Annotated in this window: 23 protein-coding genes, 1 tRNA gene and 1 pseudogene; 12 read left to right on the top strand and 13 right to left on the bottom strand. The window is 33.8% G+C overall.

The genetic code is table 11. The features are described 5' to 3' along the window. Positions 1 to 489: 489 nt before the first annotated feature. Positions 490 to 561, bottom strand: a tRNA-Val gene (locus VKJ25_RS04350). A gap of 113 nt (positions 562 to 674) precedes the next feature. Between VKJ25_RS04350 and VKJ25_RS04345 the strand changes: the two genes are divergently transcribed. Next, the gene (locus tag VKJ25_RS04345) at positions 675 to 1292 is read left to right on the top strand and encodes a metal-binding protein (RefSeq protein WP_324235398.1); all 618 of its coding nucleotides are present in this window, start codon (positions 675 to 677) and stop codon (positions 1290 to 1292) included. Between the two features lie 435 nt (positions 1293 to 1727). On the opposite strand, the gene VKJ25_RS04340 is transcribed toward VKJ25_RS04345, so the two are convergent. Both VKJ25_RS04340 and VKJ25_RS04335 read right to left on the bottom strand, forming a co-directional pair. Continuing rightward, on the bottom strand, positions 1728 to 2537 hold the full coding sequence (locus tag VKJ25_RS04340; RefSeq protein ID WP_324235397.1) for a TIGR03943 family putative permease subunit: 810 nt from the start codon (positions 2535 to 2537) through the stop codon (positions 1728 to 1730). Positions 2538 to 2873: 336 nt separating this feature from the next. Beyond that, positions 2874 to 3965: a permease gene (locus VKJ25_RS04335; RefSeq protein WP_324235396.1), complete on the bottom strand. Its 1092-nt coding sequence runs from the start codon at positions 3963 to 3965 to the stop codon at positions 2874 to 2876. 583 nt (positions 3966 to 4548) lie between these two features. Between VKJ25_RS04335 and rlmN the strand changes: the two genes are divergently transcribed. Together rlmN and VKJ25_RS04325 are read left to right on the top strand one after the other, a co-directional pair. Beyond that, entirely contained in the window at positions 4549 to 5565 is a 1017-nt protein-coding gene (gene rlmN / locus VKJ25_RS04330; protein ID WP_324235395.1) for a dual-specificity RNA methyltransferase RlmN, read from the top strand. Between the two features lie 490 nt (positions 5566 to 6055). Next, positions 6056 to 6424, top strand: a pseudogene (locus tag VKJ25_RS04325) (tetratricopeptide repeat protein); the annotation flags it as partial. Positions 6425 to 6731: 307 nt separating this feature from the next. Here VKJ25_RS04325 and VKJ25_RS24445 read toward each other — a convergent pair. The 5 genes from VKJ25_RS24445 to VKJ25_RS04305 all read right to left on the bottom strand — a co-directional run bounded on the left by VKJ25_RS24445 (position 6732) and on the right by VKJ25_RS04305 (position 8838). Then, positions 6732 to 6827, bottom strand: a complete 96-nt coding sequence (locus VKJ25_RS24445; protein ID WP_375340300.1) for a hypothetical protein — start codon at positions 6825 to 6827, stop codon at positions 6732 to 6734. Then, positions 6808 to 7035 carry a type II toxin-antitoxin system RelE/ParE family toxin gene (locus VKJ25_RS04320; RefSeq protein ID WP_324235394.1) on the bottom strand — a complete coding sequence of 76 codons (228 nt, stop codon included), beginning with the start codon at positions 7033 to 7035 and terminating at the stop codon, positions 6808 to 6810. The genes VKJ25_RS24445 and VKJ25_RS04320 overlap by 20 nt, the downstream gene beginning before the upstream one ends. Next, entirely contained in the window at positions 7032 to 7283 is a 252-nt protein-coding gene (locus tag VKJ25_RS04315) for a ribbon-helix-helix domain-containing protein (RefSeq protein ID WP_324235393.1), read from the bottom strand. Before VKJ25_RS04315 ends, VKJ25_RS04320 begins: the two co-directional genes overlap by 4 nt. 380 nt (positions 7284 to 7663) lie before the next feature. Beyond that, positions 7664 to 8224, bottom strand: a complete 561-nt coding sequence (locus tag VKJ25_RS04310) for a Uma2 family endonuclease (protein ID WP_324235392.1) — start codon at positions 8222 to 8224, stop codon at positions 7664 to 7666. Positions 8225 to 8277: 53 nt separating this feature from the next. After that, positions 8278 to 8838 (bottom strand): Uma2 family endonuclease, encoded by a 561-nt coding sequence (locus VKJ25_RS04305; protein WP_324235391.1) that lies wholly within the window; start codon positions 8836 to 8838, stop codon positions 8278 to 8280. Positions 8839 to 9167: 329 nt separating this feature from the next. On the opposite strand from VKJ25_RS04305, the gene VKJ25_RS04300 reads away from it, so the two are divergent. From VKJ25_RS04300 to VKJ25_RS04285, 4 genes are all read left to right on the top strand, one after another. Beyond that, entirely contained in the window at positions 9168 to 9587 is a 420-nt protein-coding gene (locus VKJ25_RS04300; RefSeq protein WP_324235390.1) for a type II toxin-antitoxin system VapC family toxin, read from the top strand. A gap of 162 nt (positions 9588 to 9749) precedes the next feature. Beyond that, positions 9750 to 10025 (top strand): hypothetical protein, encoded by a 276-nt coding sequence (locus VKJ25_RS04295; RefSeq protein WP_324235389.1) that lies wholly within the window; start codon positions 9750 to 9752, stop codon positions 10023 to 10025. A 27-nt stretch (positions 10026 to 10052) separates the two neighbouring features. Next, entirely contained in the window at positions 10053 to 10355 is a 303-nt protein-coding gene (locus tag VKJ25_RS04290; protein WP_324235388.1) for a hypothetical protein, read from the top strand. 14 nt (positions 10356 to 10369) lie between these two features. Next, positions 10370 to 10789: a hypothetical protein gene (locus VKJ25_RS04285; protein ID WP_324235387.1), complete on the top strand. Its 420-nt coding sequence runs from the start codon at positions 10370 to 10372 to the stop codon at positions 10787 to 10789. Between the two features lie 634 nt (positions 10790 to 11423). Here VKJ25_RS04285 and VKJ25_RS04280 read toward each other — a convergent pair. Next, positions 11424 to 13400, bottom strand: coding sequence for an ArnT family glycosyltransferase (locus VKJ25_RS04280; protein ID WP_324235386.1), 1977 nt, complete (start codon positions 13398 to 13400; stop codon positions 11424 to 11426). 804 nt (positions 13401 to 14204) lie between these two features. Here VKJ25_RS04280 and VKJ25_RS04275 point away from each other — a divergent pair. The 3 genes from VKJ25_RS04275 (at position 14205) to VKJ25_RS04265 (ending at position 16233) form a co-directional block, all read left to right on the top strand. Then, a complete protein-coding gene (locus VKJ25_RS04275) occupies positions 14205 to 14537 on the top strand; it encodes a DUF565 domain-containing protein (protein ID WP_324235435.1) in 333 nt (110 codons plus the stop codon). Between the two features lie 329 nt (positions 14538 to 14866). Continuing rightward, complete coding sequence (locus tag VKJ25_RS04270) at positions 14867 to 15157, top strand: hypothetical protein (RefSeq protein ID WP_324235385.1); 291 nt, start codon at positions 14867 to 14869, stop codon at positions 15155 to 15157. Between the two features lie 14 nt (positions 15158 to 15171). Further along, positions 15172 to 16233 (top strand): glycerate kinase, encoded by a 1062-nt coding sequence (locus tag VKJ25_RS04265; protein ID WP_324235384.1) that lies wholly within the window; start codon positions 15172 to 15174, stop codon positions 16231 to 16233. 207 nt (positions 16234 to 16440) lie between these two features. Here the strand turns inward: VKJ25_RS04265 and dacB are convergent, their stop codons facing one another. After that, the gene (gene dacB / locus VKJ25_RS04260) at positions 16441 to 17904 is read right to left on the bottom strand and encodes a D-alanyl-D-alanine carboxypeptidase/D-alanyl-D-alanine endopeptidase (protein ID WP_324235383.1); all 1464 of its coding nucleotides are present in this window, start codon (positions 17902 to 17904) and stop codon (positions 16441 to 16443) included. A gap of 644 nt (positions 17905 to 18548) precedes the next feature. Here dacB and VKJ25_RS04255 point away from each other — a divergent pair. Both VKJ25_RS04255 and VKJ25_RS04250 read left to right on the top strand, forming a co-directional pair. Next, positions 18549 to 19115 (top strand): Uma2 family endonuclease, encoded by a 567-nt coding sequence (locus VKJ25_RS04255; RefSeq protein ID WP_324235382.1) that lies wholly within the window; start codon positions 18549 to 18551, stop codon positions 19113 to 19115. A 596-nt stretch (positions 19116 to 19711) separates the two neighbouring features. Continuing rightward, entirely contained in the window at positions 19712 to 20689 is a 978-nt protein-coding gene (locus VKJ25_RS04250) for an aldo/keto reductase (protein ID WP_324235381.1), read from the top strand. A gap of 387 nt (positions 20690 to 21076) precedes the next feature. Here VKJ25_RS04250 and VKJ25_RS04245 read toward each other — a convergent pair whose 3' ends face one another. The 3 genes from VKJ25_RS04245 to VKJ25_RS04235 form a co-directional block, all read right to left on the bottom strand. Next, a complete protein-coding gene (locus tag VKJ25_RS04245; protein WP_324235380.1) occupies positions 21077 to 21319 on the bottom strand; it encodes a hypothetical protein in 243 nt (80 codons plus the stop codon). Then, entirely contained in the window at positions 21316 to 21660 is a 345-nt protein-coding gene (locus VKJ25_RS04240) for an FAD-dependent oxidoreductase (RefSeq protein WP_324235379.1), read from the bottom strand. Before VKJ25_RS04240 ends, VKJ25_RS04245 begins: the two co-directional genes overlap by 4 nt. 102 nt (positions 21661 to 21762) lie before the next feature. Next, complete coding sequence (locus VKJ25_RS04235) at positions 21763 to 21960, bottom strand: hypothetical protein (RefSeq protein ID WP_324235378.1); 198 nt, start codon at positions 21958 to 21960, stop codon at positions 21763 to 21765. Between the last annotated feature and the right edge of the window lie 375 nt (positions 21961 to 22335).

Genomic DNA, 22335 nt, shown 5'->3' with positions numbered 1-22335 from the left:
TCAGTTAACGATAGAATAGAAAATTGGAATAATCTATATTTTGCTATTCCCTAAAGTCTTTTTGTTGGGGTAGGAGTCAGGATGAATGGAAATTATAGAGGAGGTAGTAGTAAGAATTATATCAAATCTGCGTGCTTTGGAGAATAACCTTATGCTATTAGAAAAGAGCGAAAATTTCTAGTTGGTAGAGGGTTGGGAGACCAAACCCCTACAGTTTTTTTCTCACAAATCATTTTACAGCAGGTTTCAGGTAAATGATGTACAGGGTAAATAGTGAAAACATTGTAGTTCTGGCATCTTGCCCCCATGGAATCTAAATCATAACAACGGAAAGTGTTGTACTGTATAGAATAGAGATAGAGTGCGGGATAAATTTTTATTTTAGAGAAACAGGAAATAAGAGACCGGAGCTACCTTTTCCGCAAATATCTATCCCTTGCCTGAATGCTATACCGTTAGTTCAAAAAAAGACTTCTTTAGTTTAAAATATGGGCGATACTGGATTTGAACCAGTGGCATCCTGCTTGTAAGGCAGGCGCTCTACCACTGAGCTAATCGCCCGACTTTTACTAATATAACATAGATTACTAAAAATGCAACTTAAAAAAAATTGTATAATCTAGTATATATGATAAATATAACTTATATATTGTTTGGCCTAAATTGAATTTCCTATGCCTAGTGGTAGTAACCATGATCGGATAACCTTATGGAGTTTGCCCATTGTGACAGGCTTAAGTTTTGGGTTGCTTCGTAGTACCCACTTGACCCTATTTGTATCTGGGGGTTTTTTATTTAGTGGCCTAATGTTTGGGCCGGACTTAGATATCTATTCCCGTCAATTTCAACGTTGGGGTTGGTTGAAGTGGCTTTGGCGACCTTACCAAAAAAGTCTTCACCATCGTTCCTTTTTATCTCATGGACCGATAATTGGTACTGCACTACGGCTGTTGTATTTATTAACTTGGTTGTCAGTTTTAGTAGTATTGGGTTTGATTATAGATCAGTTATTGGGTTTAGAAGGAAGGACTTTAGAATTTGTAGTAGGTTTGTGGCGATCGCTTTCCCAACATTATCCAGAAGTAATTGCTTTATTAGTTGGCCTTGAAGTTGGGGCCATGAGTCATTCTGTGAGTGACTGGAGTAGTTCTGCTTACAAACGTTATAAAGCCAAGGGTTTATCTGGTTTACTTCCTGAAATTAAGCTGCAAAAGCGACGACGTAAGTCCACTCGTAAATCTAGTTCTGCAAAAGTTGTTGGTTCAGGGAGTCGTTATCGAAGTAAAAAATAACAGATTTTTATGAATAATCAGGACTTAGGCAAAGAAACTACATATAGAGTTTTGGTGCGTTGTGCGTTGTGCGCTAACACACCCTACTGGATTGTTTCGTCTAAAATAGTGCAATAGGAAGACACCGTAGGGGCGGGTTTTACAAGTGAGTTAACGAGTTTTACAAGTCAACTAGATAAACCCGCCCCCAGTGATATAAGCCAACGTTTCCGGGGCGGGTTTGTATAAATCTTAGAGTAGTATCAAAATTGTCGCATAAACCCGCCCCTACCCCATGCACTATTTAAGATGAAACAGTCCACTACCAATAGCTATTTAGGTAAGAGTTGGGCAAGGGATAATTTTTTCTGATTTCTCCGGAACCGTGTACCTTCTATACAACTCCCTATTCCTCTTAACTACTGCCTACTCCCTACTCCCTACTCCCTAACCTGATTAATAATCATAAGGATTTTTTGGCCTAGAAATAGGCTCTATTTTGTCGGGAAAAATTGTTAATTTACGTTGACCATTTAACTCATCAGTAATCATTTTTCCTTCTATTTTCAACCAACTATCTTGAGGATAGTTACTCCGGTTTTTGCTTGCTGGTAATTTAACTGGTAATCCTACTGGATAAGCATCAGCAGCACAACAAGTCAAAATAAATCTAGATATCCAAAAATATTGGTCAGATAATCCTATGGGATAAAGTACAAATCCAGTTACATTAACTTTCTGATCGTTATAAGCATCTGGTTCTGGATAAACATTTAAAGTCCTAATCCATTCAATTAGCGATCGCTCTTCTGGTTTTTTAGCACGACCAAATTCTTGAGGTTGGACTCTGGTTACTGGTAAAGATTCTGTTAATCCTCTTTGTAATGCAGTTTGACTGGCAAAAACTTGAGGAGTAATTGTTAAAGCTAGTACAGCAGATATTAATAATAACATACTACTCCAACCAGGAGGAAAAAAGTTAATATGTTGTTGATTTTGAACTGTACTAATTTCTGATTTTGATTGCCGGGAACGTTGACGATTTTTGCTGATATTATATAGTAACTCCAATGTTTTGCAGCTACCTAATATTAATAAACTGATTCCAGCACCAATAGTTAGACCAAAATAACGAGGATGAATTAATATATATAATTTTTCTGTTTTCCAATAATGTATTAATAAAAAACCCCAAGCTAAAATTGCTGCGATATCTAACCAAGGTTCAAATTGTTTAAATAGAGAAGATGATTTGCTAACTTTCATAGTAAAAAAAATTATTTCTGTGTGGAAAAAGGGAACAGGGAACAGGGAATACCGTTTCACGGAATTCAAAAGTCAAAAGTCATGCATTATGATTTTATAAATCAAAACTTTGATACTTGAATAACTTCAGCAAATTATTCGACATCTAAAGTTTGAAACTATGTGTGACATTCTTTTTTCAAATTGGTAGAACAGAAGGAAGGTAGGTAGAAGGAAAAGAAAGATTCAAAGGGAAAGTTTTTGATCCAGGGAATAAGAGGAAATAAGGCACAAGGAAAAGAAAGATTCAAAAGGAAAAAAGTTTTTATCATTAATTATCCAGACATAATATGACAGTTAATTTAAATATAAATTCACAGCAAAAGCCATAATAAAAGTCAACTGTGCTGCCAAAACCATCAAATAAATCACAGCTCGTGAGCGAAAAACTGATAACAATAAACCAACAGCTTTAATATCAATCATTGGTCCAAAAACCAAAAAAGCTAATAGAGAACCACTGGTGAAAGTTGCAGCAAACGACAGGGCAAAAAAAGCATCTACAGTAGAGCAAATCGAAACCACCGCTGCTAATGTTAACATAGCAAGAATTGAAGTTACTGGACTTTGACCAAGATTCAAAATAAGTTCACGGGGGGCAGCAACTTGAATAATGGCAGCGATCGCACTACCAATTACTAATACTCCTCCTAATTCTCGTAACTCTTGCATCATACTATTCAATAAAGATAAAAGTCTTTGTTTATTAGGTGCAAGAAAAAGAGATGTTCCATTCATACCTTGGTTAGCAACTGTTTGCTCGCTAAATCCCAGAGATTGACCTTGAGCAATAGATGTTGTCATTGATTCTGAGAAAAGTCCCATAGATTCTAAGGGCATTGATGTAGCAGATTGACCTAAAAAAAATGTTCCTGATTGTAGAAGAGGAGAAGTTTCCAACTTTGGTTGAGGTCTAGGTAATAAACGAGCAGTTGTCGGTTGCAGAATTTGTCGTATATCTTTCTGAGCGCTGAATACCCAACCAATAATTGTAGCTATAGCTAAAGAAAATACTACTCGTAACACCACAATTTCTGGTTGATCTCTAAATGCTGTCCAAGTTGCCCAAATAACTATGGGATTAATGGTTGGAGCTGCTAATAAAAATCCAATTGATACGGAAATAGGAATACCTTGCATTAATAAACGTCTGGCAACTGGAACATTACCACATTCACACACTGGGAACAAAAAACCAATTAAACTGCCTACAAATGCACCTAAAAGGGGGTTGTCAGGTAGGATTGTGATTAATTTCCGTTCATTAATAAACCATTGTAATATTCCAGAGAAAACTACCCCTAAGAGCAAAAATGGCATTGCTTCTACCAATAAGCTGAGAAAAAGAGTGAAAGAATTATTTAATTGATTGGTCAGTGTTGATGTCATATTCAAATCCACTTTTTAGCTTTGATATTTTTTTATGTTATATCATGTCCAGTTGAATACTTACACTGTAGAGGAAGTAAGGCAACTATGCTAAAGGTAGAAGGCAGAAAGAAGGTAGAAGACAGAAGGTAGAAGACAGAAGGTAGAAGAGAAAAAATTTTTTTATCACTGATTATCCGGATATGATATTATACCAACGGGACTTATGCAGCAACCCTAGATATGGTGCTGAAAACCCCATACGCAATAGTTTTTGAGTCTATATATAGCACCTTTGCGTAAGTCCTGACCAATAAGAAATCATTGGTGAGAAAACTGTAGGGGTTTGGTCTCCAAACCTAAGCGCTAAGAGATTTATAGACCAAAACTCTACGCTCAAATCTGACAACCCATATTTTAGATAAACCCGGTTTCTACGCTTTTTTTTATACCGATACTACCGGATTTAATATAACAAGCTGGAAACCTATGCTACAATTACAGACTAACTTATTTAAGGTACTAATAACTGATAACTGAATTTTAAGCCTCTGGCAACAGCTATGAGGTACTGATAATTGATAACTTATAACTTATAACTGAAATGACTCAAACTCCTCTCCTCGGTTTATCCTTAACTGAGTTAACAGACTGGGTACAACAGCAAGGACAACCTGCTTATCGAGGTAAACAATTACATCAATGGATTTATCAAAAAGGAGCTAAATCTCTGGGAGATATTACTGTATTTTCTAAACAATGGCGTCAAGAAATTGGTGATTTTCCGATTGGACGGTCCGTCATAAATCATCGCTCTGTTGCTCCAGACGAGACTGTTAAATATTTACTCCAACTTTCAGATGGTAACATTATTGAAACTGTGGGTATCCCTAGTTATAAACGGTTAACTGTTTGTGTTTCCTCTCAGGTTGGTTGCCCAATGAATTGTGATTTTTGCGCTACTGGTAAGGGTGGTTTTATCCGCAACCTGGAAGCACGGGAAATTATCGATCAGGTGTTGACGGTGCAAGAAGATTTTCAACGTCGGGTTAGTCATATTGTGTTTATGGGAATGGGGGAACCTCTGCTAAATACTAAAAATGTGTTAGCTGCAGTTAAGTCTCTAAATCAAGATGTGGGTATTGGACAACGTTTAATAACTATCTCAACTGTAGGGATTCGCGATCGCATCCGACAATTAGCAGAACAGAAATTGCAAGTAACTCTTGCTGTTAGTCTCCACGCTTCCAATCAAAGATTGCGCGAACATCTGATTCCTAGTGCTAAGTCTTATCCTTTAAGTGATTTGGTAGCAGAATGTCGTGAATATGTCAAGGTAACAAAACGGAGAATTAGTTTTGAATATATTTTGTTAGCAGGTTTTAACGATCTACCAGATCATGCTAGAGAATTAGCCAAAAATCTGCGGGGGTTTCAGTGTCATGTGAATTTAATACCCTATAATCCGATTAGTGAAGTTGATTATCAACGACCTACTCAGGAACAGATAAAATCTTTTGTTAATGCTCTCGAAGACCAACATATTGCTGTTAGCGTTCGTTATTCTCGTGGTTTAGAAGCTGATGCAGCTTGTGGACAGTTGCGAGCGTCGCGAGCTTAGTCAGTTATCAGTTATCAGTTATCAGTTATCAGCTAGGAGTTGTTAATCAAAAAATGATAACTATTTAGGGACGTTCGATACAACGTCTCTAACCTACTGGTGTCTCAAGCTTGAAAATATGAGGCGCGAAAACCTAACCCCCCAACCCCCTTCCCTGCAAGGGAAGGGGGAGTTTTTCTCCCCTCTCTTCGCAGGAGCAATAAACGTAGGTTGGGTTGAGGAACGAAACCCAACAATAATCTTTATCCCGAATAGACTATTTTAAATGAAAGCCTCCAGTAAATGTAGGTTGGGTTGAGGAACGAAACCCAACAACAACCTTACTCCCTAATACACTGTTTCAAATAAAACACTCCAATAGGACGGGTTTGTAGCCAAAAATTCAATACTCGAACTAAAATGAAACAAACCCGCCCTCATGCAAAAAACGATCGCTAAAAAAATATGGCCAAAAATAGATTAGTCATCAACCATGTAGAGGACACTATTCAACTTGGGTGTAGTAGCAAAGGAGCAACGAGAGTTTACCAAGGCGATCGCCTATTTCCAAAAAGCTTTGCATATCCGTGAAAATGCCAAAGATTTTTGGAGTGTGGCTATTTCTTATAGCCATCTAGGTATGGTAGCAAAGGAGCAACAACAGTTTACTAAAGCGATCGCCTATTACCAAAAAGCCTTTGATGGCTTTATTGCAGCAGAAGATTGGGTTCAAGGACCAATAATACTAAGTGAATTGGGTAGTATCTTGGAAGCACAAGCAAATTGGAATGAAGCTATGAAAATTTATATTCAGGCTTTAGTAATTAACCTTGAACATGATCGAGACTGGTTGAGAGAACTTTTAGTTGCTTTAGGGTGAATACTGAAAGTTTCAGACAAAAATAAGCTTAGGAGAGTTTGGCAACAGGCGACAGGGGATAATTATCCAGAAAAATTCCCCTTATTGACGCAGTAAGCGAACAAAATTAGGAGGCAGATGATAAATTAACACTCGTCAACATCTAGTCCTGTAGGGTGGGTTAATGAAATGTAACGCACCGAAATATCTTAGAAGAGACGGCGCGTTACGCTGCGCTTTTCATGTCGCGCAGCGTTTCATGTCCGCTCTTAGCATAAAACACACCCTACTAAACATTGACTTAATTATCAATTATCATCTTTTGTAACTAATTACCTTCATAAAAAAATAAAACCTCTAAATTTTGACGACCACTAACCACTCGGACAATTTCTACTTGATCGTTAACAACTCGATAAAAAATAATATATCCATCTAAATGGTAAACCTCTTAACCCTGGTTTTAAATGAGCATAACTCTTTCCCATATTAGGAAACATAGTTAATTTTTGACATGTTTGATTAAACTCTTGAAACAGTCTTTCTCCAGCATCTAAATTTCTTTCTAAAAAATAATCAGCAATAGCATTTAAGTCGCTACTTGCTAGTCTAGAAATAATATAACGATTCATTCTTTCTCCTCACGCGCTGCTTTAAATCTATTCAAAATATCCATGATTACCACTTCACCATCTAATCCTTCTCCTCTATCCAATTCTGCCACACCAGCATCAATCTTTTCTCGTGTTTCTTCGAGCCATTGTTGATATTCTAACAATTTCAAAGCTTTATCAATTGCCTCTTCAAAGGTGGCAAATTTTCCACTATTAACCTGTACTTCAATAAACTTTTCCTGTGCGGGAGTAAGTCTAATATTCATAAAAAAACCTCAAGAATTACATTTTGTCAAACTATACGGATATTCTCGAAAATATTATAACTTGAAAATTGTCAATTTGCATTATATTTTAGAATCTTAAAAAGGGAATTTGTGTTGGGTTCGCTGTCGCTTAACCCAACCTACTAGACTAATATTCATAAAAAAACCTCAAGGATTACATTTTGTCAAACTATACGGGTATTCTCGAAAATATTATAACTTGAAAATTGTCAATTTGCATTATATTTTAGAATCTTAAAAAGGGAATTTGTGTTGGGTTCGCTGTCGCTTAACCCAACCTACTAGACTAATCCTAAAATTTGCTCGACAAGCAAGCTAGACAAAGATTTTGCCACGGATACACGGATTTAAAAAGTTACTTATCCTAAAATTTTATCAACAGCTAAATTAATATCATTAAAAGCTTCAATTGTTAAAATATCCCCCCGAAAAAACTGTTGCACATTCTGATAACTATTCCCTTGAGGTTGTCGATAAACCTCCACTAATTGTTGATTAATATCTATCAACCACACCTCAGAAATTCCATTTTTAGCATACAAAGGTATCTTAGTTTCTCGGTCATACTTAATAGATGAATCTGCCACTTCTATTAATAACAATATATCTTCTGGTTCTGGAAGTGTTCCAACATAACAATCATCACGCCATTGTAACAAAGCTAAATCTGGTTCAGGTTCACTATCATCATTTAAGTTGATTGGGTTCTGAATATCAACTATTACTTTCCCGCGCAATAGATTGTTAAAAATCATATTTAAACGCCTAACAAAACCAGCATGAGGAATACCAATAGGTGCCACTTTAATAATTTCTCCTGCTATTAATTCTACTCTGTCATTTTCTGTGAGAATACCTGATTCAGCCATTTGATGATATTCTTTGACAGTAAATTGTCGCCGTTCTAATTCTACAGACATAATTACCTCTTACAATATTTAGAAATATATTTTAATGAATTTGAAGGAGTTACTTATCCTAAAATTTTATCAACAGCTAAATTAATATCATTAAAAGCTTCAATAGTTAAAATATCCCCCTGAAAAAACTGCTGCACATTCTGATAACTATTCCCTTGAGGTTGTCGATAAACCTCTACTAATTGTTGATTAATATCTATCAACCACACCTCAGAAATTCCATTTTTAGCATACAAAGGCATCTTAGTTTCTCGGTCATACTTAATAGATGAATCTGCCACTTCTATTAATAAGAATACATCCTCTGGTTGGGGATATTTACCTTCATAAAAATCATCACGCTCTTGTAATAAAGATAAATCTGGTTGTAATTCATTCTGATTATTTAACCGTATTGGATTTTGAACGTGAATAATTGCCCTCTCAAGAAAATGTCGAAAAAATAATTTTGTAATGCGATTAACACAAGCAGCATGACGCAAACCAATAGGTGACATTTTAACAATTTCTCCTGATATTAATTCTACTCTGTCATTTTCTGTGAGAATACCTGATTCAGCCATTGTATGATATTCTTTGACAGTAAATTGTCGCCGTTCTAATTCTACAGACATAATCACCTCATTTAGAGATATATTTTTAGGAATTTTTTCTCATTATAACAATAATAGAATTTACGCAAAGAAACCCACAAAGAAACCGAATTTCTTGTAGAAACCGGGTTTCTGGGTTCCCAGGGTTCCTATGGTTTTAGTTCTGAATAATAGTGTATGATATCATTAGATTTAAAATTATGAACTGCTCCACCAAGAACCAAAACTAAAAGAAAAGTTGAATGTAACATTCCTATTTTAAAATAATGGTTATAATTAACTCAAGCTGCTCCTGAAAATTTTGACATTGACCAACCCAAAAGGGAATATTTAAAGGAGAAAAATAACTTGTGAAAATTCTTATAGACACCAATATAATTCTAGATGTTGCCCTAGAGCGACAGCCATTTTATTTGGAAAGTATTCAAGTTATATCATTTGTTTACCAAAAACAAATTGAAGGCTATATTTCGGCTTCAAGTGTTAGCGAACTTTATGATATTATTAGCAAAGAAAAAGGACGAAATTTAACTGTTGATTTTTTCAGACGAATCGGCACATTTTGCCAAATGGCAACAGTTAATGATGTGGTAATAGATTTGGCTCTAAATACAAATTTTCCCAATTTTGAAGATGCTATTAAATACAGTACCGCTTTGATTAATCAATTAGATGTTATTGTTACTAGAAATACTCAGAATTTTCCAGTTGTTAATCCCCAAATTATGACTCCTGATTTGTTGATTCAACAGTTCAATAATTCAGTGTAAAATTAAATGAATTTTGTGGGTAAAAAACCTGAATTTTTATCCCCCCTAACCCCCCTTTGAAAGGGGGGAACAGGGAAGGGAGAGAGGTCTTAATTTATGAAATTTACCCACCCTCATAAATCTAGACGCCTTACTATAAGTCAGTTATCTGGAAATTATTCTATGTCTTACAGTCAGTTCAACACCATTAACAGCGTTAAAACAGCTTTTAATATAACAGTAGTAGAAGGCAATCGCTTTTTGCCAGAAACTGAAGCGATCGCTCCTTCTCCTATTCTCTCTGGTTATCTTCAAGAAAGCTTACCTATTGTTGCTACATCTGGCAGTGAAAAAGCTCGTTCGGAAGGTATTATTTACCCATTGCTTTTGGAAGTAAGACGACTTTTAGACCGTAAAATTAGTTTATTTTCTGGAGAAAAATTTAATGTTGATAAGTGAGTAGGTTTAAATGGGAAATGTGATTTTTTGCTAACTCGCTCAACACAAGTTTTAGAGATTGAAGCGCCAGCAGTTGTGGTGGTAGAAGCAAAGAAAACCGATATCAAAACAGGAACTGGTAAATGTATGGCAGAAATGATTGCTGCTCAACGATTTAATGAAATACAAAATTATCCTATTTCTACAATTTATGGTAGTGTAAGTAATGGGATTCAATGGCAGTTTATGCAGTTAGTTGAATCAGTTTTAACTATAGACCTTAATGTTTATTTATTGCCACCAGTAGATCGAATTTTGGGCGATATTGTGTGGATGACTAAAGACAATTAAATGGAGAAGAAAATATGGAAACTAAATTAACTTTTGATGAAATTAAGGAAAAGCAACAGTTATTACAAGATAACAATTATGCACAAAAAGCACTAGCAATATTGGAAAAAAATAACGGTAAACTTGACACGAATTTTAATCAACTTTGGCATAAAAAAAATGCCCCATTAGAGGCGTTTTCTCCTAGTGGTAAATCTTTCTGGAAAGTAACTCTTGAGGTACTCCGTCAAGAACTTTGTGGTGATGAAGGTTTTCGTGCCCAATTTAAAGAATACACTAAAAATCCAGGTAGCGCTCCCTTATTAAGGGGATTAATAGTTTCTATAGTAACAATTTCTGGATTACCTATCGATCCAGCGATCGCTACTATTATTGTTTTATATATTCTCAAAATCGGACTAAATATTTTCTGCGAATACACTGCAACAGTCTAGTAGGGTGCATTAATGAAATGTGAAGCACTGCCTATTATAGAGAGTTTAATATAGTTGAAATCAATAAAAATATCCAAACAAATATATCAGTAACTGAGACAACAAATAACCTCTTATTTTGATATTATTTCTGTATAGCATTCCGCACCGAATAGCTGAAAGCTAATATATTAATGCTTACTATCTGCTATTGCTATTATAGGATATTATGGAAGAGTTTAATCCCCGTAAATCCCACGAGTGAAAGGGGGGCTTGATAGTTTAGGTTTAATATAGTTGAAATCAACAAAAATATCCAAACAAATATATCAGTAACTGAAACAAAAAATAACCTCTTATTTTGATATTATTTCTGTTGGGGTAGCATTCCGCACCGAATAGCTGAAAGCTAATAGCTTAATGCTTAATATCTGCTATTATAGGATATTATGGAAGAGTTTAATCCCCCCAAATCCCACGAATGAAAGGGGGCTTGATAGTTTAGGTTTAATATAGTTGAAATCAACAAATATATCAGTAACTGAGACAAAAAATAACCTCCTATTTAGATATTATTGCTGTGGGCGTAGCATTCCGCACTGAATAGCTGATACCTAATAGCTTAATGGTTACTATCTCTTAAAAAAACTCAACTTTATTTTCGTAAAAAAATATTCTTAGGAACTTTACCTAATTGATAGGCACCACGACTGTCTAAATATTGATATTCTCCTGCTTCTAAACCTACATGAATAAACTTTTTTGGGTAGCCAATCATCATAATATTACCAGAAGAATCTTGGGTAGCAATTTCCTCTAAATATTCTCTAGTATTTGTAGCGCGTTGGAAAAATTTTACTCGTTCTTTAGTATAAAAAACTAAACTAGGTTTTTCAAAGCTAATCATAATTATTTCTTCTCCAGGTTGTCTAACTTCAACAATAGTTTTAGCTAATTGACGTAAGGGTAATTGACGTTCTTGATCTAGTAAAAATATTATTGGATTCATAGTAAAAATAAAACAAGCTACTAATGCTATAAAATTAGCACTCCATATCCAAGAAATTTGTTTTTTTATGAAAAGAAAACTAATAACTACTGCTGTGATGATAAAAATTAATCCACCACGAATTAGTAAACCAGATTCTCTTATTAATTCTGGGAAATATGGCATTGCTGGGTCTTTACCTATAAAATTGAAACTGTAGATAGTTACTAGACCTAAAATTAGCAGAAAAATGATATTAGCAATAACTGAAAAATTTAAAAATTGAAGTTTTGACTTGGTAGTATTTATCTGTAATTTGGAAACAAATTTCCCCAGATTATTCGTGGGATTTACAGATGATTGAATAGAATTATTTTCAGTTTTATTAGTTTGATTAAAGAAATAATTTCCAGAAATAATATTACTCCAAAATAATCCTACTAATATTGCTGCTGCTGGCATTAATGGTAATACATAACTAGGTAATTTAGTAGCAGAAATGGAGAAGAAAATAAAAATACAAATAAACCAGAAAAAGGCAAATAAACCTAATTGTTCAGTTCGAGGTTTTCTACGCCAATAACTGCGTTGCCAAAATTTAGTTCTAGCGATCGCTACTGGTAGATAAACAGACCAAGGTGCAAAACCAATGAGTACAATTAAAAAGTAAAAATACCAAGGTCCTTGATGGTTATTCACAACACTGGTAAAACGTTCAAAATTGTGATAACCAAAAAAACTATCAATATATTCTTTTCCATTCTCTAAAGTAACTAGAAAATACCAAGGGAATGTAATAGTTATAAAAATTAAAATGCCACGCCAAATATTTATTTCTTGGCAGATTTGCCAAAAGTTACCTAAATATAATAAAAAGGAACCAATAATAATTCCTGGTAAAACAATTCCAACCGGACCTTTGGTAAGAACTGCTAAAGATATTAGTATATAAAAAATTAAATACCATTTGTTAAATAGGGGAGATTTTTTAGGTGTTAATAATTGATTTTCATTTGGTGTATATAAAACATTTTCTCTGAGTATTTCACTATTATTTTGCTGATAAATATCAGTATTTTTTGTCGGTTGGGAAACATATCCCATAAAAAATGCTAATAGTGCTGAACACATACAACCAGTTAATAACATATCAGAAACTCCTACACGACCCCAAGCAATAGTTTCTGGATTTAAAGCTATCATTACAGCGCCAATCCATGCTATTAATAATCTCATCTTTAAAGACTTATTTTTCTGATAATAACCATATTTATAAAGTACATAAAAACCAAAAGACATTAAGACAGTTCCAGATATTGCCGAAGGGAGACGAACAGACCATTCATTAACACCAAAAATATGATAAGATATTGCCATTAACCAATAAATTAAAGGTGGCTTATCAAAGCGAGTTTCTCCATTAAAATAAGGTGTAATCCAATCTCCAGTTTCTACCATTTGACGAGCAGCTTCAGCAAAAAGTGGTTCTGTTTCATCAATTAAACCAATATTACTAAGGTTATAGAAGAAAGCTAACCAAGCAAGTGAAAAGAGACAGAAAATGTAAATCCATAATATAGAAAGATTATTTTTTGCTTGAGCTTTCAACCAATTGATAATTTTTGACTGTTGTATTAGTTTCATTTAGATAATTTATTTATGATGATAAGTTTATGGATAATGAATAATTAATAATTAACTAGAGAGTACAAAGTTATTCTGAAAAACTATTTGCTCTCAAGACTGAGAGTATTATTGGCAAAAGCTTATAGCACCTACAATTATAAATAGAGAGTTTCTAACCTTGACATTGGTGAAAGCTTTAGCTAACAATAGTTATTCTTATAATTTTGTACTCTCTAGTAACTAATAATAAATAATTAATCTTTTGGGTATATTCAATTCGATGTTTTAACTAGAGGTAATTATCCAGTATTTATTAATTGATAATGAATTGGTCATTGCATTCTGATTTTGTTGAACTTGAAACATTATATGTAAGATTCAGCCGTTAGTTATCAGCTATTAGCTATTGCTTTTAGTTCCGCTACAGAAGCTTTATTTAAACCTCACTCAATTAGGTATTCTCTGATTAAGCCAAAGTTAAATCTTACTACAAAAGTAGAGTATTATTTCTGATAGCTGAAAGCTAATAGCTGAATGCTTACCATTATATAGCAATCCTCAAGAGGTTGTAGCAAATAAAAAAATAGAAATAAATTCTGAAACTCTTAACTATTGACTATTGCCAAAAAATCAGGTCTCAAGCCTCCAAGTTTAGTTGGAGGTTCACTGATAGCTGAAATAACCTATTGCCTTTCCCGAAAAAAGGCAAAATTTTTGACATGAATAAAATAGAATTGCTATAGGATGCTATTGTTTTATGTTAAACTATCTCCAGTATTTTTAACTTGAAAATCCTATAAATTCAAAATCTTAATATTGTCTATGCAAAGTACCCGTCTGAATAGATTACTAAATGTTATTCTGGAAAGGTTTAAACAATGGTTGCTTAATCCCTGGCGCCGGATTTCTCTATTAATTATTAGTTTGTTGTTTGGTAATTTTGCAGCAAGTGCAGTTTCTACTATTGCTGGACAAGAAGGTTACTTAGATGTTTTATATACTTTAATCTGTTTATTAATTACTGAAATATTAAATTGGTTGGTATATGGTAGTAGAGGAAAAATTCCACGTTCTTTGGGAATAGATATTTTGAATGGTTTTAAAATAGGTTTTACTTATGGTCTATTTTTAGAAGCTTTCAAATTAGGCTCTTAACAGTTAACAGTTATCAGCTTTTTTAGTTAGCAATTAATCTGAACATTTATCAGTTATTAGCTTTTTTAGTTAGGGGTTAATCTGAACAGTTATCAGTAATTTTATTAACACTACAATATCTAAAGTTTTTATGGAATTTTCCAACTCATCTTAACAGTTATCAATTTTCAGTAAAACATTAACTGAGTCATTTTTACATCTGCATCTCCTCTTTAAAAGCTATGGAGTTTAGGGAAGATTTCCTATACATAATTTCCTTACCTTCATGAATAATCTCTCTTCTCAAGCGGATTTACTATCACTTGATAAATATTGTAATATATAGAAAATTGCATAAATTTTATAACTTATCTATAGAAGAAATTTTCCAACTTTTACAGCAGGGTAAATCTCTAGAAAAAAAAGAATTAGAAACCTTAGTAAACGAGGAATTAATAGACCAAAAGTGTGCCAATGCTTTTAACATTAATTCAGCCAATGTGAGAGAAAAAATTAGAGAGCGATCGCTTCTATTTCAGTCAGTAATTACAGACTATGATAAATTCTCAATCCTTTTGCACTTGGGTTTAGAGACTAAACCCTTACAGTTTTTTCACAAATCATTTCATATTAGTATATAACATCTAAAATTTTTATGGAATTTTCCAACTTATCTATCAAGGAAATTTTACAACCTTTACAGGAAGGTAAATCTCTAGAAAAAAAAGAATTAGAAACCTTAGTAAACGAGGAATTAATAGACCAAAAACGTGCTAATGCTTTTAACATTAATTCAGCCAATGTGAGAGAAAAAATTAGAGAGCGATCGCTTCTATTTCAGTCAGTAATTACAGACTATGATAAATTCCCACTTGAAGATAATTATACCCTAGAAATTTTATGGAAATTATGGTTACCTTTAGCAATAAAATTGGCTAATAAATGTCAAAATTTAAGTCATCCATTAATTCAAGGAATTTTAGGCGCACAAGGAACTGGTAAAACTACTTTAGCAAAAATTTTAGTCTTAATTTTAGACAAACTCGGCTATAAAACTATTAGCATTTCTATTGACGATATTTATAAAACTTACGCCGAACGTCAACTTTTACAAAAGCAAGATTCCCGATTAATTTGGCGCGGACCTCCAGGAACCCATGATGTTAATTTAGGCATAGAAACTTTAGATAAATTACGTCAATCTGAAAATAAAAGTTCTGATAATTTAATTGCTATTCCTAGATTTAATAAATCTCTTTTTCATGGTGCTGGAGATAGAATTGAACCAGAAATTGTAGATAAAGTTGATATTGTTTTATTTGAAGGTTGGTTTGTTGGAGTTCGACCAATTTCAGAGCAAAATTTCGATATTTCACTATCACCAATTATCACAAAAGCAGACCAAAAGTTTGCCCGTGATATGAATAAAAAATTAATAGAATATTTACCTTTGTGGGAAAAGTTAGATAGTTTAATAGTTTTATATCCGACAGATTATCGTTTTTCTAAACAATGGCGGAAACAAGCAGAAAAAGAAATGATTGCTTCAGGAAAATCGGGAATGAGTGATGATGAAATTGAAAAGTTTGTCGATTATTTTTGGCAAGCATTGCATCCAGAATTATTTATTAAACCACTGATAAAAAATCAAGAATTAGTAGATTTAGTAATAGAAATTAATTCCGAACATTTTGTGGAAAATATTTATCATTCGTAAGCATTCAGCAGTCAGCTATCAGCTTTTGTAAAAAATCAAACAATTCTAAGGTTAGCTGATGACTAATAGGTTGCAAGATTTTATCGTAGGGGTTTGATTTCCAAATCCCTGGGTGCTTTGGTTTGGAGACCAAACCCCTACAGTTTTTTCTCACAAATCATTTCATATTGCTATAATTATTAATTATTACTTACCTTCAAATAATTTCTAACCACAAGACTTTAACTGAGTTAAAAGCAAAACTATTTCATCAATAGCACTTCTCATATCTCGGTTTTTTAAATCAGATTGATTAACAATAATGCTAAAAACTAAAGGTTCAAAATTAGGAGGTTCTATATATCCTGCTAAACCTAAAACTCCACTTAATGTTCCTGTTTTTGCTTGTACATTTCCTTCGGCAAAACTATTTCTAAAACGCCCACTTAATGTACCACTTACACCAGCAATAGGTAAAGAATTTCTATAAATATTTCCCCAAGGAGAATTAGCCATTATTCTCAGAGTTTGTACTAAAGCTTCCGGACTAACTAAACTATGACGAGATAATCCAGAACCATCATTTAATCTAAAACTATTCGGAGCAACTCCTAACCTAGTTAAAATTATTTTTACCTCCTCTAAACTTTTTGTCAAAGTATCATTATTAGATTTTTGATTAGGAACTAATTTACTCCTAACGCCCAGTTGACGTAATAAAGCTTCTGCATAAACATTATTACTTTTTTTATTCACTTCCTCTATTAATTCCCCCAAAGTAGGAGACTCGACAACAGCGAGTTCAGTTAAGTTTAAATTTGAGGTTGTTTGAGAGTTTCTGACTATTCGAGAAACCCTAATTCCTTCTGACTCTAAAACCTGACGAAATTTATTTAAAAAATTATCTACAGGTTCTACAACTGCTACATAAACAGGTTCCGATGCTGAACCAACTTGCAGTTGCCCAGATATACGAATGATTGGTTCAATAAAACTGCGCCCTACTTCTACAAATTCTTTTTCATTAGTTGCTACAGTCACCGAATTATTTTCTATTTGCCATTTTTTACTTTGGGTTGAATCGGCAAAAGTTACTTTTAAAGGTTGACCTAAACCTTGGGGAGATAAAATTAAATCTATAGCATTTTGATTAAAAATTAAACTATTAATTGGTGCGCCATAACCAGCTTGAATATCTTCGGATTCCCAAGTCGGATTAATTCCTGTTCCCTGAAAATAACTATGATCGGGAATTAGTTGATTAATATTTTTTATGCCTTGTTGTTTTAGTTGTTGAGCTAATTTTTTGAGTTGAGTTTCTGTTAAACTAGGGTCGCCTCTTCCCACCACATATATATTTCCTTTTCCATCGCTATAAATAGAAGTTCTAATTCTAAATTGAGGTTTTAGTTGTTGTAATAATGCTGCCGTTGTGAATAATTTTGCTGTAGAAGCAGGAATAAAATAATATTGAGAATCATGGCTGTAAATTGTAGTTTTGCTAGATAAAGTTTCGACTAAAATTCCCCATCGAGAACGATGAAAAATTGGGCGGTTTACTACAGCATTAATATCATTAGTTAGTTCGGCAGGACAAATTTTTGTAGTTGTTTCTTGACTAAAAGCGATTAATGGATTGAAAAATAATATCAGGAAAGTAATTGTAATTTTTTTGAGGTAAAATTTAAACATTTGCTATTGACTAAAAATAGAGGTCAGCATGTAGCTATTATAATATAAGTAAGCATTTAGCTATTAGCACCTCAGCTATCAGCAATAATATCTGAGAGCGTAAACTTCTCCAAAAGTCTTATATTAACAAAAAATTAGGTATAAAGCCTCCCCTTGGATAGGGGATTAAAAAACACTTAACTCAGTATTTCCAGCCTCCAGCTTTAGTCGGAAGCTCACTCTCTACTGATAACTGATAACTGAAATGACCTAGCTTTTAGTAATTATAAACTTACTTGAAAATAACTTATAAAACCTAAGTATACTAGGGAATTTATAGGCTTAATATTCACTTTAAAAATTAGCTGTAAGACCTGGACTTTAAAACTATCTATTATAAATATTATAAACAGGACTTAAGCAATATAAGAGAATATGCAAAACCTTTAGGGGCGAATACCATTCACCTTTACTATATATGGTTATCTGCGTAAGTCATGATTAATACAAAACTTTGTATTAAATAAAGATATTTATAAATTATAGGTAGGGTTGAAACCTCAAACCAAAAACAATAGCTAAAATATGAATTATGACGGCTAAATGCTTATAAATATGACAGGTAAGATGCCTATGCTACAGACTCAAGATAGCAGGATAGACTTATGATTATAGCAACTGATAAAAACAATTTAACAGATGAAGAATTTATAGAATTATCTAAAGATGATAATCATTATGAATTAGTTAATGGAGAATTAGTTGATATGGGAACTTCGGGAATGGAACATAGCAATATTGCTGTTTATTTATATGGCTTAAGAAAGTTGTATGTTCGTCCTCAAAAATTAGGTGTAACTTGCGACTCCAGCACAGCTTTTAATTTAAAATCGGGAAATAAACGTTCTCCAGATATTTCTTTTGTTTCTAAAGACTGTTTGTTAGGATTAAAGCGATTACCAAAAGGTTATTTTCAAGGCGCTCCTGATTTGGCAGTGGAGATAATTTCTCCTAATAATATGTTTGAGGAACTTCATCAGAAAATTGTTGAATATTTTGAAAATGGCTGTCGGTTAGTTTGGGTAATTAATCCTGATGAAAAATCAATTTTAGTTGATCATAAACCAGAGCCAGATAAATTATTAAAAATTACTGATAATTTAGATGGAGAAGATATTTTACCAGGTTTTACCTTAGCAGTTGCAGACTTATTTGTAGAGTTGGATTTTTAGATTTTATATAAATCAGGACTAAAGCCATGTGAACCCAGAAACCCGGTACCAGCGTAGACATCTATTGCTCAAAACAACGATTTATCCTAGAAACCCGGTTTCTTTGCGTAAGTCCTATAAATATCAAATCTGGATAATAACTATATCTAAGTCATTGCGAGCGGTAACACTGTGGAAGGAAGCAATATCCGCAAAGATATGAGATTCCTTCCGCTTCGTCGATAGAGACAACTGTTGAACTAGATTATAGAATTGATATTTGCTAACCGAAAATAAGTAAGTAATACCATTTCTCAAAAACTTTGCTATACTTGTATTTTCTATTTATAAATACTATTTCTTGATGTAATTGTATTGTTAAATAACCTCTGTAATTTTTCTAGTTATTTTTGCAGGGTTCCAAGTATAGCCTGACTTTTTAGAAATGGTATAATATACAGTAAATTCCAACTATATGAAATAAAAATATTAATAATAAAACCTGCAACATAGACATCTTGCCTGTCACAACTTTACCTTACATAAGATGAAATATGCTGTCACAAAAAACATAATTTTTTATAATTGTTATAATGTCAAAAAAACTATAAATAACTATGTACAAAAAAACAACTCGACGTAACTTAATACTAACCACTCTGGCAGTTACAGGTGGCATCATCGGTGGTGCAGCCATCAATAACCAAACTCAAACAAAAGTAGCATCAGTAGAAATCCCAACTACATCCAAAATGCCAGAACAAATATTAGGCAAAACAGGCATAAAAGTACCACTTTTAGGTTTGGGGGGAGCAGGAAAAACACCTGTAGATAAAAGCCGACAAGAAAAAGAAGCGATCGCTATTATTGAAACTGCTCTATCTTTAGGAATTAAATATTTTGATACTGCTGCTAGTTACGGAGCAAGTGAATCACATCTGGGAAAAGTTTTGCCTGCTTACAGAAAAAATGTATTTTTGGTAAGTAAAACAGCAAGACGAGATCGGGATGGAGCATGGCAAGAGTTGGAGCGATCGCTAAAACGGTTAAATACCGACTATCTTGACTCGTGGCAGTTACATCATGTTTCGTTTATGGAAACTTTAGATGAAATTTTCGGTTCCCAAGGTGCTATAAAAGCGATGGAGGAGGCAAAGGAACAAGGAATAGTCAAGTTTGCCGGAATCACAGGTCATCACGAACCCGATGTTATTGCTGAGGGGTTGCGTCGTTATCCGTTTGATACAGCTTTGGTTTCTCTTAATGCTGCCGATCAACATCATCCACGACCTTTTGCTTCCACAGTTTTGCCAGTAGCGCAACAAAAAAATGTCGGTGTTATTGGGATGAAAATACCTGCTTACGGTAGGTTGCTCAAACCAGGAATTTTGAATATGCAGGAGGCGATGGGATATGTTTTGTCTTTACCTGGGGTACATTGTTGTATTATTGCGACGGAGTCGGTAGAGATGTTGCAGTCGAATGTGAGGGTAGCGCAGGAGTTTCAGCAGTTGAGTCAGCAGGACATGGGAGTGATCGAACAGAAAACAGCAAGTGTTTGGCAGGAAAATACCTTTTTCAGAGGTTGGACGTAAAACAGTTATCAGTTATCAGTTATCAGGTAGTAGTCTCAAACTATTGCGCAATAATTTTTCATAAATCCGTGCTGATTTCGTATATAATCAAAATAGTCATGGCGAGGGGAAAGGGAACAGAAATTATTTTGATTTGAATCACCCAACACCCCCCGAAGCAATCTCTTCGATATATTGGATATGTTAAGAGATTGCTACCTTTAGGGAAAGCTTTGCCTAGGGCTAAGTTAATGATTACTCCTAAAGATTAACTATTTCTATCACTGCCTCGCAATGACAGCTCAATATTGTCATTGGGAGGGGGAGGGAACAGAAATTATTTGATTTTAATAATCATACCTTTTAACTGACTTATTAATTTTAGTACCACTAAAAATTATCAAACGATCAAGCTAAACTTCCGAAAATTAAAACTATTCCCAAGACATATATATAGATAGTTGTTCTTTCAGCCATAGACCATATTTCACCATAACTAAGTTTATGGTTTTGAATCATTATCAAAGCAGGAGGAGCAAAAATAAAAGGCAATATTTTATTCAACAATAACCCAACAAAAAAGTTAATACTCCACAGTCGTTTACCCAGAATATCTTGATTATATTGCCAAGGAAAAGCAGCTTGACTCAAACGTATGGCTTGATCTCTGGAGAACGCAAAGACTCAAATAATGGCAAACTTTCAGAGATAATATAATTAGTTTCAGTAAGCGATCGCTCGAATATAAACACATCTTCCAAAGCAGAATTTACACCTTGCCCAAGGTCGGGAGGAAAACAATGTACCGCATCTCCTAATAAAACTATTCCAGCAGAATTATCTGTATTTGATAATAAAAAATGTAACCCTGAACAATATTGAGGAATAGGAAAATATCCACCTTCACTTTTAGCAAAACGCTCTTTCTCTTCTGATGAAACTATTTCGTTTATTGGTATTTGTAGAAAAGCTTTCTCAAAAAATTCAGACAATTTTTCACTATCTTGTAATTTCCAAATTTCATGTTCTGGTCGTCTAATAATATTTGCCGTTCTTGGTTGATTCGGGTCAGCAAAAGGTAAGATTCCTAAAGATCAAGAATGTTGAGAATCCGTAAATGCTCCCCGAATAGCATAAGCCATTGTACAAACTCCCTGTTCAGAATTATTATTGTCTAGAGGAAAGTTAGGAGGTAAACTTAAAACTTTGTATTTCAAGCCGGAACTTGCCGAGGGAAAAAAGTGCATTTTAAATTTATCAGTTCCAAAATTATCCCCTTCAGATTTTAACATATTATTAGCGATCGCTCCCTAGTAGCTCGACACAGATTATGCCACGGATATAGGGATTATTTTTTTTGTTAGCTTGGCGATCGCTCCCAATTGACACTATTCTAAATATGTGCTAAAAAATCTACATTAATCTATAATCATAGTGTTATAATTCAACCATTTTTTTGCCAGCTATGAACAGAAAACTTAACATCACCATCCCACATTCAATTTTGCCACCAATGTAGGGGCGGGTTACAGTTCCCGAAAAATCACAAGACATATTTATAGATATGAATATTAAATTAAATAAACCCGCCCCCAGACCCACTGGACGGGGCGGGTTTAGAAAAGTCAATCAGTTATAACAAGATTCTTGGTGAAACCCGCCCCTAC

It is taken from the genome of Okeania sp. (assembly GCF_035285525.1).
GTDB lineage: Bacteria > Cyanobacteriota > Cyanobacteriia > Cyanobacteriales > Microcoleaceae > Trichodesmium.
Note: the sequence above shows the minus strand (reverse complement) of the source record. Positions and strands in the feature narration are given on the sequence as shown.